At 65.3% G+C, this 11,632-nt stretch carries 7 protein-coding genes; 6 read left to right on the forward strand and 1 reads right to left on the reverse strand.

The features are described 5' to 3' along the window. The first annotated feature begins 24 nt into the window (after positions 1-24). From LZC95_36870 to LZC95_36880, 3 genes are all read left to right on the forward strand, one after another. On the forward strand, positions 25-2,136 hold the full coding sequence (locus LZC95_36870) for a BamA/TamA family outer membrane protein (protein WXA92012.1): 2,112 nt from the start codon (positions 25-27) through the stop codon (positions 2,134-2,136). Next, positions 2,136-6,920 (forward strand): translocation/assembly module TamB, encoded by a 4,785-nt coding sequence (locus tag LZC95_36875; GenBank protein WXA92013.1) that lies wholly within the window; start codon positions 2,136-2,138, stop codon positions 6,918-6,920. Before LZC95_36870 ends, LZC95_36875 begins: the two co-directional genes overlap by 1 nt. 95 nt (positions 6,921-7,015) lie before the next feature. Further along, positions 7,016-8,092: an aldo/keto reductase gene (locus tag LZC95_36880; GenBank protein WXA92014.1), complete on the forward strand. Its 1,077-nt coding sequence runs from the start codon at positions 7,016-7,018 to the stop codon at positions 8,090-8,092. A gap of 218 nt (positions 8,093-8,310) precedes the next feature. On the opposite strand, the gene LZC95_36885 is transcribed toward LZC95_36880, so the two are convergent. Further along, the gene (locus LZC95_36885; GenBank protein ID WXA92015.1) at positions 8,311-9,957 is read right to left on the reverse strand and encodes a peptide chain release factor 3; all 1,647 of its coding nucleotides are present in this window, start codon (positions 9,955-9,957) and stop codon (positions 8,311-8,313) included. A gap of 80 nt (positions 9,958-10,037) precedes the next feature. On the opposite strand from LZC95_36885, the gene LZC95_36890 reads away from it, so the two are divergent. The 3 genes from LZC95_36890 (at position 10,038) to LZC95_36900 (ending at position 11,601) form a co-directional block, all read left to right on the forward strand. Continuing rightward, on the forward strand, positions 10,038-10,418 hold the full coding sequence (locus LZC95_36890) for a phage holin family protein (GenBank protein ID WXA92016.1): 381 nt from the start codon (positions 10,038-10,040) through the stop codon (positions 10,416-10,418). Beyond that, positions 10,415-10,792 carry a hypothetical protein gene (locus LZC95_36895; protein ID WXA92017.1) on the forward strand — a complete coding sequence of 126 codons (378 nt, stop codon included), beginning with the start codon at positions 10,415-10,417 and terminating at the stop codon, positions 10,790-10,792. The genes LZC95_36890 and LZC95_36895 overlap by 4 nt, the downstream gene beginning before the upstream one ends. Positions 10,793-10,893: 101 nt before the next feature. Beyond that, on the forward strand, positions 10,894-11,601 hold the full coding sequence (locus LZC95_36900; GenBank protein ID WXA92018.1) for a HAMP domain-containing histidine kinase: 708 nt from the start codon (positions 10,894-10,896) through the stop codon (positions 11,599-11,601). Positions 11,602-11,632: the final 31 nt, after the last annotated feature.

Here is an 11,632-nt window from a genome sequence, read left to right on the forward strand (position 1 = left end):
CCTTTTACTACCAGCATCCTTGCCGTGTTGGCGGTGCTCCTTTTGACGCTCACGGGCTGCACGACCATCCCCAAAGGGCGCTCGGCGATCGATGCGGTCACCATTCGCGGCAGCTCGAAGGTCGACGACTCGGATATCGAGGAGCGGCTGGCCACCGCCGAGACACCGAAGTTCATCGGATTGTTCCGCGGCGTGGTTTTCGAGTACGAGCTGTACGACCGGTTCGTTTTCCAGCGCGACCTGGCCCGCGTGGAACGATTTTACCGCGCCCGCGGTTTCTACGATGCGCACGCCCGCGCCGGGCGAATCACGCGCATTTCCGAGAATCACGTGCGGGTCGAAGTCGTGGTGGAAGAAGGGAAACCCACCCTCGTACACGGCGTGACCGTGCACGGCATCGAGACACTCTCCCCGCGCGAAGCCCGGGCGGTGCGCCGCGCCATTCGGAAGACGCTTCCCGACGATCAACCCTTCGACGAGGACAAATACAAGGACGCCGAGACCCAGGTCGTGCGCGCGCTGACCGACCGCGGATTCGCCTACGCCAAGGCCGACCGCGACGCGAGCGTCGATCTGGTCGCCCACACGGCGGACGTCTCGTTCACCATCACCCCGGGCAGGAAGGTGCAATTCGGCGAGGTCACCTACGAGGGCAACGGAGACATTCCGCTCGAGCCGGTGAAACGCGCACTGGATATCAATCCCGGCGAGCCGTATTCCACCGCCGACTTGGACGCAGCCCAGCAAGCACTGCTCGATTTGCAGGTGTTCACGTCGGTGGAGATCACGCCCGATCTGGAGCATCCCGAGACGGGCAGGGTGCCGCTCCACGTCAAAATGGAGCCCTCCAAACTGCGCACCATCAAGTTGGGCGGCGGTATCGAGTTCGACTCGATTCGCTCCGACTTCCACTTACTCTTTGGGTGGGAGCACCACAATTACCTCGGTGGATTGCGCACGCTTTCGGTGCAATTTCGACCGGGCGTGGTGTTTTACCCGCTGCGGTTCGACAACATCGTCACACCGACGAACCTTCTTCCTTGGGAGAAGCTGCGACTCGAATTGAGGCAGCCGGGCCTCTTCGAGGCGCGAACGAACGGCTTCATCCGGCCCGAGTTCAACGTAATTCCCTTCATCCCGCCCATCGACAAGGAGTACATCGAGACGGCGCCGGTCATTGGCTATACGGAGGGCAAGGTCGCGGTGGGAGTCGACCGCACCTTCTGGAAGATCTATGCCGCCCTCGCCCACAACGTAAACGTCGCCTACCCGTTTGCGTATTTGGGTGAGAAAGATCCTGCGCTGCGGACATTGGTCATATCGTATCCCGAATTGGTGACGAACCTGGATCTGCGTGACGACCGGGTTCATCCCCACAAGGGGTTTTATCTGGGGAACAACTTACAAGTCGCGGGAGGGATCTTTGGCGGCCAAGCATCGGACATCAAGATCATCCCCGATGCGCGCGGGTACATTCCGCTGCCGCACAAGATTACGTTGGCCATGCGCGTGAGCGTCGGCTTCCTCTTTCCGTTCAATTACGGCGAGGTCGTGCGCGACAAATTGGGCCAGGAGCTCAACAAGGATACGCGGGCGGAGCGAACGCGTGATTTCCAAATCATGTACTTCCGCGGCCTGTTCTCCGGGGGCTCGAGCTCGAACCGTGGCTATCCACTGCGCAGCATCGGTCCCCACGCCATCGTTCCGTTCCTCAATCCGGACTTGGCCTCGCTCCAACTCAACGAGCCCGAGTGCGCTTCCGTCGACAGGGCCAACCAGCCGCAGACCCCCGCCGAGCGTTGCGGCATCGCGGTCGGCGGGTTCACTCTTTGGGAGACCTCGGTCGAGGTGCGCGTTCCGCTCTCCGGTCCGCTGAGCAGCGCGGTCTTTTGCGACGCGAGCGACGTTTCGCCCCAGCGCATGAATTTTCGGTTGGATCGGCCGCACCTCTCGTGCGGCTTGGGCATCCGGTACGACACGCCGGTCGGACCGATACGGCTCGACCTCGGCTACCGTCTGCCCGGGCTGCAGGTGATCGCGGACCTCAGCAAGCAAGAGAAATTCGAGGAGGGCGACCCGGGTGACATTTTCGGCATCCCCATAGCGATCGCCTTCGGCATCGGGGAGAGCTTCTAATGGCGTTGGGGCGCGTGCTCGGGGTCTTCGCGGTGACGGTCGGAACGGCCGCCACGTTCGCGATGGCCACCGTGGGCGGCGCGCTCGTGCACGTGAACCTGCCGGCCACTCGAAGGGTCATTGCGGTGCAGGTGAACAACGTCCTCGCGGCGACGTTTCAGGGCAAGCTGACGATCCAGCGCATCGGGCATATCGGTCTCGGCGGCACGAGCCGATTGGGTGGCGTCCACGTCTCGCTGGACGATCCCGATGGCAAGCGGGTGGCACTGCTCGACGGTGTGAATGCGGCCATCGACACGCGCGATCTCGTGCGGTCGCTGCTTCTCGAAAAAGGGCAGATTCGCATTGCGTTGCCGGAGCTCTCCGTCGACGCCGCGGACGTGTCGCTCGACTCCGACTCTTCCGGCTCGCTCGGCCTCGCGCACGCGTTCGAGTCGGTTTCACCGACGCCACCCGACGCGCCGCCAGGCCGCGGGGTGCACGTGGGCATTCCTGACATCGCGCTTCACCATGTCTGGGTGCATGGCACGATGGGCGGCGCCCCACCGATCGACGCCGAGGTGGACGATGCGCACATTGCCGTGGTCGTCGAGCCAGGCATCACCATCGACATGAAACGAGCGAAGCTCGTCACGCGTGCCTTGCCGCGGGGGGCTAACCCGAAGGGGGATCTCACGGCGCGCATCGCCATGCCGTCGACCACCGGGCAAGAGATGGGGCTGACCGCGACGTTCGCAGGGGATGTCGCGGGGATCCCGGCCACGGTGAATGCCACGATGGATGGCTCGCAGGTCGATGCCGTGGTGGACCTGCCGCGCGCCCCGCGCGATCGGCTGCGCGCGCTCGCGCCCGAGGTCGAGTGGGGCGCCGACGGCAAGGTTCACGTCGAGGCCCATGGCACGTTGCCCCGCCTTGCGGTCACTGCGGACGTGGCGTTCGAGCGCGAGCCAGGCGCGAAGCCCGCCAAGGTGCACGCGGCAGGCGACGTGCGCATTGCACCTGCGACGTCGGTGGACCTGACAACGGAGGTGCGCGACGTCGACGTGCGCGCATTCTCGTCGACAGCGCCCGCCTCGAACCTTTCGGCCGACGTGAAGGCGTCGATCCGGCTCGACGATCGGGGCGAGCCGCAGGGCACGTACGAGCTGCGCGTGCTGCCCGGGGAGGCTGCGGGCCAGCGCGTCCCCGCGGTGAAGCTTCAAGGCAAGGTCCAGGGCCAGCGCATCAGCGTGCGCGGCCGCGTCGACGAGCCGGGCGCACCGACGGACGTCATCGCCTCGTTCGACGGCAAGCGCCCCGAGCCCACCGTCAAGTTCGAGACGCACACGCACGTCGCGAGCCTCGAGGGCATCCGTCGCGTCGGCCCCATCGCGCAGGGCGCGGTGGCGGTCCACACGCGCGGCGTGATCAAACTGGGCAGCCCCACGATCGACGCGCGCGTCGACGTCGAGGGGCGCGACATCGCGCAGTCCGGGGTCGCTCTAGGCACTGTGCACATTGGCGGGCGCGTGAGCGGCGAGCTCGCGAACCCCTTCGTGGACGCGAGCATCGAGGGCAACGGGCTCGATCTGCAGGACCGCCATTTTACCGAGGTATCCGTGCAGGTACGCGGGCCCGCCATGGCGCCGGTCATCGGTGCGGTGGCGCACGGGAAGGAAGAGACGCGCATCGAGGTGGGAGCTGCGGTGCAGGTCCGCGATGGCGACGGCATCACCTTGCGCGACGTGCGCTTCGACTTCGTGGAGCCCGAGGTATCGATGGTCTCGCGCGCGGAGCGCATTCACATCGGCAAGGCGGGCATCCTCGTCGAGGATACGGTCATCCAGGGCCTGGGCGCGCCCATGATGGTGCGCGCGGAGAGGAACAAGGAAGGTATCCGCATCCGCCTGCGCAACGAGGGGCTCGACCTGACCAAGGTCGCGCGCCTGGGCCGGCTCGATCCCGCGCTCATCCAGGCAGGCACGCTCGATTGCGACGTGGACCTCTTGGTCCATCGCAAAGGCGTCGATGGGACCGTCGCCCTCGATTTGAAGCACGCGAAAATCAGCACCGTCGAGGACGCGAGCGCGAACGTGCGCGCGACATTCGATGACAAGAGCGTCGTGCTCAAGGCCCACGCCGCCTCTGCGCGCCGCGGCTCCGTCGACATCGAGACGACGACGCTGCAGCTCCCCGGTTCGCCCCTCGATCCCAATGCCTGGGAAAAGGTCATCGGCAAGGTGCACCTCGCGAGCACCTTGGACATCGACGAGATGCGCGATTTCATTCCGAAGACCGCGCCCTTCCGCCCGACCGATGGCACCTTGGTGGTGAACCTGGACATCGAGCGCGATCAGGGGCACGAGGAACCCGACCTGTCGCTGTCCGTGCACACGGAAAAGCTGGCCCTCCATGCACGGCGCCAGCGTCACCTGGACGCCGAGGGAAACAAGGTGGTGGAGCCGCCGGCCTGGAACCTCGCCGGTGTCGACTTCGCGCTCGACGCGAGCATCGACGGCACGAACGGGGCGAGCCACATCTCGGCGAAAGTCATCGACGCGCAGGCGCCGATCGTCGAGTTCGAAGCGGAGGGAACGATCCCGTACCGCCGGCTCGTGCGCGACGAGATGGCAGGGCAAGCCGCGCACGCGATGCAGCTGCTCGAGACTTCGCCCTGGTCGGCGAAGCTCAGCATGCCGCGGCGCCGGCTCGACACCTTGCCCGAGCTGCTCGGTACGAAGGAGCTCCTGGGCGAGGCCGACTTCGCGCTGCGCATCGAGGGCACGGCGCTCGAGCCGCGCATCGGCTTTGCGGCACACGCCATCGATGTCAAACGGCGGCGCGGTGCGGATTACCCGGCGACCAGCGTCGATTTGCTTGCACAATACAACGCGGGCAAGGCGGGGGTGGGTCTCTCGGTGCGTCTGCCCGCGCCGCAAAGAGGCGCCGCGCGCCCTCAGCCTGGGCAACGAGCTGCACCGGCGAACACGCCGGACGTGTCGCGGGTCGAGGTCTTCGCCCTGCACGCCGATGCGAACGCCAAAGTCGCGGACTTCCTGAACCCGCCGAAGAAGAGCTCCCCCGCGTGGGACATGACGGCGCACGCGAAGCTCAAGAGCTTCCCGCTGGAGAGCCTGGCCTATTTCACGGATCGGAACATGCGCGGAAACGTCAGCGGCGAGTTCGACGTGACGGATTTGCACCGCAACGGCCGCGCGCACGCCGAGGTCCGCTTCGAGGGCCTGCGCGTCGGTCGCGCCGAGTACACCGGCGCGAAGGTCTCAGCCGATTTGGACGACGCCGGAATGCGCGCGCGCCTGCGTTTCGACCAGAGAGATGGCTTCGCGCAGGTGGACGTGCGGGGCAAGTCCACCTGGGGCGCGCAGGTCGCACCGGCACTCGATCGGACCAAGCCCCTCGAGGCGGAGCTCAAGGCCGACGGCTTCCGCATCGCAGCCCTTCTCCCCTTCGTGGAACCGGCGGTGAGCGAGATCGATGGGCGCGTGCACGCCGACGCGCGTGTCTTTTTGCCGCCACCGACGCATCCGACCACAAAGGGCGAGGATGACGAGGAGCGCCCCACCATGGAGGGCAGCATCACGCTTCGCGACGGGTCGGTCGAGCTACCGGCCCTCGGGCAGAGGCTCCAGGGACTGCGCGCGAACGTCGTCATCGATCGCGACGGGAAGGTGCGCATCGACGGCATCGAGGCGCGCACCGACGAAGGGCACCTGACCGGCGAGGCCGCGGTGCGCCTGGCAGGGCTGAAGCTCGTGGAGGCGACGGGCTCGTTCCAGATCCCGAAGGACGAGGCCTTCCCGATCAGCCTCAACGGGGTGGAGCTGGGGGAGGCCTACGGCAAGGTTTCCCTCCGCGCGGCCACCGACACCACGAAAAAGCGGGCCATGAACGTCGATGTGGACGTGCCGGAGATGCACATCAAGATTCCCGACACGTCCAGCCGCAACGTGGTCGAACTCGATCGCGCGGAGAAGATCCGCATCGGTGTGCACCGCAAGCCCAAGGAACTCGTGCTCATGCCTCTGACGCCACAGGAGTACGAGCCGGAGCCGGCCAAGCCGCCGGAGGCCGAGACGAAGCTCACCATTCGCACGAAGCTGGGACACGACATCGAGGTGCGCCGCGGCACGGGCGTGCGCATCCAGATGACCGGCGACACAGCCGTCACCATGAACGGCGAAACGAAGATGAGCGGCGAAATCCGCCTTATTGGCGGGATGCTCGACGTGCAGGGCAAGCGTTTCGAAATCGAGAAGGGCACGGTGACCTTCAACGGCGATCCGAGCAACCCGGTGGTGGCCGTGACGGCCGGCTGGACCGCGCCGACGGGCACCCGCGTCTATGCCGATTATCTGGGGCCGCTCAAAACGGGCAAAGTCCATCTGCGCTCCGAGCCCGCCCGCCCGCAAAACATTATTCTGGCGTTGATCCTCAGCGGCAGCGAGGAAGGCGGAGGTGCTGCGACCGGCCAAGCGGTGGGCATGGGCGGCGCCATTGCGACGCAGGGGCTCAACAAGGCCCTCGAAGGACTGACCGGGGGAGACACCGTGAGCGTAAGGCTCGACACCTCCAACTCCGCCAATCCCCGTCCGGAGGTCGAATTCCAGATTACGCGGCGCATTTCGTTGCAGCTCGCCACCGTTTTTGGCCGTTTGCCGTTCGACCAGCCGGATCGCAACCTTGCCACCGTCGATTGGCGATTCCGCCAGAATTGGTCCGTCCAAACCACCGTCGGCGACAAGGGAACTTCGTTGCTCGATTTGATTTGGCAAAGGCGATATTGAGTCCCGCGGCTCAAGCGGAGTGTCACCGCTTCGAACTTGTCCGATGTCAATTTCGTAGATGATGGACGCGCTTGGGCCGTGCGAAGCTCGACGCTATGAGCGCCCACATTCCTGGTATTCCGCGTCGTACCTTTCTCGGATCGATTGCATTGTCGATCCTCGCGAGCGCCTGCAATCAGGAATTGCAGACGGATGACGGCGAAGCTTCGTCGCAAGCTCTCGAAGACGAAAGCGTCGCCATCCCTCGACGAAAGCTCGGCAAGACCGGTGTTTCCGTTTCCATGGTGGGCCTGGGCGGATGGCACGCCTCCGTACCGCAACTGCAGGTGAGCGAATCGATTCGCATCATCCAGTCGGCCATCGATCGTGGCATTAACTTTCTCGACAATTGCTGGGATTACCACGACGGCGAGGCCGAGCGGCGCATGGGCCTCGCGCTTCGCCATGGATACCGGCACCGCGTCTTTTTGATGACAAAGCTCGACGGCCGCACGCGCGCTTCGGCCAAAGGGCAGCTCGAGCAGTCGCTGAGGCGATTGCGGACGGACATGATCGATCTGGTGCAGGTGCACGAGGTCATTCGCGACAGCGATCCCGAACGCGCTTTCAAGGAGGGCGGCATCGAGGCGCTCATCGAGGCGCGCCAGGCGGGAAAGATCCGATTCATTGGATTCACGGGCCACAAGGACCCGAGCATTCATTTGAAGATGCTGGAGACGGCGGACAAATACGGTTTCTGTTTCGATACCGTGCAAATGCCGCTCAACGTGATGGACGCGCACTTCCGCAGCTTCGAGCACCACGTGCTTCCGGTGCTTTTGCGAAAAGGCATCGGCGTGCTCGGCATGAAGTCCACCGGCAACGGGGTCATTCTCCAGAGCGGCGTGGTCAATGCCATCGAGTGCATTCACTACGCGCTGAACCTGCCCACGTCGGTGGTGGTCACCGGCTGCGACAGCATGGCCATTCTCGATCAAGCCATCCGCGCAGCCCGCACCTTCAAGCCGATGTCCAAAGCCCAAGTCCGCGAACTCCTCGCCCGCACCCGCGACGCCGCCCTCACCGGCCGCTACGAGGTCTTCAAAACCACCGAAGACCTCGACGCCACCACCACCCACCCCTGGTGGCTCGACACCGCCTGCATCAAAGAAGACTGCAGCGAATCGCTCTAGGTCGCATTGAAACGGCTAAGGATTTTACAGGGAGGGGGGGAGGCGGGGAGGGATACGGCACAAATCCCACCGCGCACCGAGGCTTTTTTGTTTTTTCACTTGGCTTAGGGAGCCAACTGAAACCCCAAAAAAAAGCTTCGGTGCGCGGTGGGATTTGTGTGCCGTATCCCTCCCCGCCTCCCCCCCTCCCTGTTCAATTCTCCGGCTGCTGATCGGGTCTAGCGGGTGTTCACCGCGGTGCCGAAGGCGGTTTCGGTGTACTTGATGCCCGAGAATTCGCGTTTGGCGCTGTTCAGTTGCCATTCGCCGGCGAAGAGGACGACGGCGCGGCCGCGGACATCGCGGGCGGGGATGCCCACGCGTTCGCGATCGAAGGCGAGAAGATCGAGCTCGGTGCCGTCTTCGCGGGAGACCCAGCGCACGAATTCGCACTGCATCGGCTCGAGCCGCGCGTCGACGTCGTATTCCGACTTGAGGCGGTACTTCACCACCTCGAGCTGCAGCCGGCCCACGGCGCCGAGAATCGGATCGCCGCCGCGCTCGGGGGTGTACTGCTGAATGGTCCCCTCTTGGGACAGCTGGTCGAGGCCGCGTTTGAGTTGCTTGCGGCGCATCGGATCCATCATGCCCACGCGCACGAAGTACTCGGGCGAGAAGCTCGGGATCTCCTCGAAGGTGAAATCCTTGCCCGAGGTGAGGGTGTCCCCAATCTCGAAGACCCCCGGATCGTAGATACCGAGCACGTCGCCGGCGAATCCCTCGTCGACGATGGTGCGCTCTTGCGCGAGGAACGTCGTCGGATTGGCCAGGCGCATGTCTTTCTTGCTGCGCACGTGCAGCACGCGCATGCCGCGCTCGAATCGCCCGGAGCAAACACGCATGAACGCCACGCGATCGCGGTGCGAGCGATCCATGTTCGCCTGAATCTTGAAGATGAACGCGCTGAACGGCTCCAGCGGATCGACGCGGCCCTTGGAGCCCTCGCGCGCCACCGGCGGCGGCATGCGCTCGCAGAAGGCCCCGAGGAACGCCTCGATGCCGAAGTTGTTCATCGCGCTGCCGAAGAACATGGGCGACACCTCGCCCGCGAGGAAGCGATGGACGTCGAAGTCGTCGCCCGCTTCGTCGAGAAGCGCCGACTCCTCGAGCAGCCGCTCGTAGCCCTCGGCATCGAGCTCGTTCTTCAGCGCGGGATCGTCCAGCCCCGTGACGGTGACCGGCGCCACCTCGGAGCCTTGCAGCGCGCTCGAAACACCGGCGCGCGCCGCATCGAAGAGGTACACGCGCTTTTGCTCGTCCTTGTGGAAGCCGCGGTAGACGATGCCGCGGAAGGTGGCGCCGCGGTAGATGGGCCACGTCACCGGGTAGACGCCAATCTCGAGCACGTGCTCGACTTCGCCCACCAGATCGAACGGCTCGCGACCGGGGCGGTCCATCTTGTTCACGAAGGTGAAGATGGGCATTTTGCGCTGGCGGCAGACGCGAAAGAGCTTCTTCGTCTGCGCCTCGACGCCCTTGGCGCAGTCGAGGAGCATCACCGCGCCATCGGCGGCGTGCAAGGTGCGGTACGTGTCCTCGCTGAAGTCGGCGTGGCCCGGCGTGTCCAGCAGGTTCATGGACAGGCCGCGGTACGGGAATTGAAGGACGCTCGAGGTGATGGAAATGCCGCGTTCGCGTTCCATCTCCATCCAGTCGCTCACCGCGGAGGCGCGCCCGCGCTTGGCCTTCACCGCGCCGGCCAGCTTGATGGCTCCCCCGTAAAGCAAAAGCTTCTCCGTGAGCGTGGTCTTCCCCGCGTCGGGGTGAGAAATGATGGCGAACGTGCGACGTTCGGCAATGCGATGGGCTAGAAGCTTGTCATCCATAGGTCGAGAGGCACTCTGAGTTGAAAGTCGGCCGGCGCGAGCGCCGGACCTCCGGCACGGGCAATGCACCTCTTCCTATCATGGATCCACGTTCGGTCGACGAGGCCCCCACGGGCGAACTGATCAAACGGGCCCTCGAGGACGCACGGGAACTCGTGCGCATCGAGGTGGGGTTGGCCAAGGAAGAAGCCCGCGAGCAGCTCGCGTCGGCCAAGCGGGCGGTCATCGCCGGCGCGGTCGCGCTCGTCGCCGCGTTGCTCTTTCTGGCCACGGCGACGATGGCGTTGGTGCTCGCGCTCGGCGGCGGAGCCCTCATCGCCCTCGCAGTTTCGGGCATTTACCTGGTGGTGGCCGGCGTGGCGGGCGCGGTCGCATACCGCCTCGTGCCGAGAAAGCCCGTCGAGGAAACGCGGCGGCGCATCGAGGGGGAGATCAAAGAACTCAAGGAGCACGTGGCATGACGCTTCAAATCGATCGGCACACCGAGCTTCAGCAACAAGCAGAAATCGCACGAACCAGGCTGTTTGAAACGCTCGACGTACTCGACCGGCGAAGGCACAGCGTGGTGCGCATGGGTCACCAAGCGAAGACCGTGGTGGCACCTGTCGGCCTCGCCGTGGCGGGACTGCTCGTCGTGGGGATCACCGCCACGGCGGTGCGCCAGCATCGTGCACTCGAGCGCGCTCGCCACGACTGGCGGCGTGCGCTCGTGCAGCGCTTGGTTCCCGAAGCTCCGCCCCAAGGCTTCTTTTCCGAGGCCGGGCGGCGGGTGGGGTTGGCCCTGCTGCTCTTGGCCGCGAATGAATTCGGCAAACGTCTGTTGCGCGCGCTCTAGGCGGAGCTCGTCTTCATACTGAAAAATTTCGACCGTGCGGCAGTTTACTCTTCTTCCAAATGAGCAAACGAAGGGAGCCGAACCGCTGTTAGGCTAGAGCTGTGGGTCGCACGGCGGACGACGAGCTGGCGCGCGAGCGCTTCATCGCCATCGGAGAGATCGCAGCGGAGGTCGCGCACGAACTACGGAACGCGCTGCAGGTCATTACCGCCAGCGCATACGTCGCGCGGCAGGATCCTTCCGCGAGCGCACCGCACATCCACAAAATCGAGCGCCATGCGCGGCTGGCGCATTCCATTGTGGACGATCTCATGTCGCTCGCGCGGGGCGAGCCGGCGCACGCAGAACCGATTCTGCTTTACGACGTGCTCGTGGCCGCGCGGGCCGAGATCGGAACGGGCGCGGCGCGCTGGAATGATGCCATCACGCCGGCCGACGTGCGGGTGCGCGCGCACGCAGGGCTGGCGACACGGCTGTTTCACGCGCTCTACGAGAACGCGATCCACGCGAGCCTGCCGCAAGCGCCAACCATCACGACGCGTGCGTGGATGGAGGCGCAAGCCATCGTGATCGAGGTGGGGGACGATGGCCCGGGGGTGCCGTCGGAGATTGCGCCGACCATTTTCGATCCGCTGGTGACCGGGCGCGAGGGCGGTACCGGTCTCGGCCTCGCGCTGGCCCGCCGTATTGCCGCGGCGCATGCAGGCGGGCTTTCGCTGGTGATGACCGAGGCGGGCAATACCAGCGAGACCCGCGAAGGCACACGAACGGGCGCGACCTTCCGCATAACGTTGCCGCGCCATAGATAACGCACCGAGGCAGCCCTACACTGCCTGGCCT

It is taken from the genome of Sorangiineae bacterium MSr12523 (assembly GCA_037157775.1).
GTDB classification, from domain to species: domain Bacteria; phylum Myxococcota_A; class Polyangia; order Polyangiales; family Polyangiaceae; genus Pendulispora; species Pendulispora brunnea.

Coding starts and splice junctions, on each gene's coding strand:
- LZC95_36885 (WXA92015.1), bottom strand. CDS start 9,957: ATGGATGACAAGCTTCTAGCCCATCGCATTGCCGAACGTCGCACGTTC.
- LZC95_36895 (WXA92017.1), top strand. CDS start 10,415: ATGACGCTTCAAATCGATCGGCACACCGAGCTTCAGCAACAAGCAGAA.
- LZC95_36875 (WXA92013.1), top strand. CDS start 2,136: ATGGCGTTGGGGCGCGTGCTCGGGGTCTTCGCGGTGACGGTCGGAACG.
- LZC95_36890 (WXA92016.1), top strand. CDS start 10,038: ATGGATCCACGTTCGGTCGACGAGGCCCCCACGGGCGAACTGATCAAA.
- LZC95_36880 (WXA92014.1), top strand. CDS start 7,016: ATGAGCGCCCACATTCCTGGTATTCCGCGTCGTACCTTTCTCGGATCG.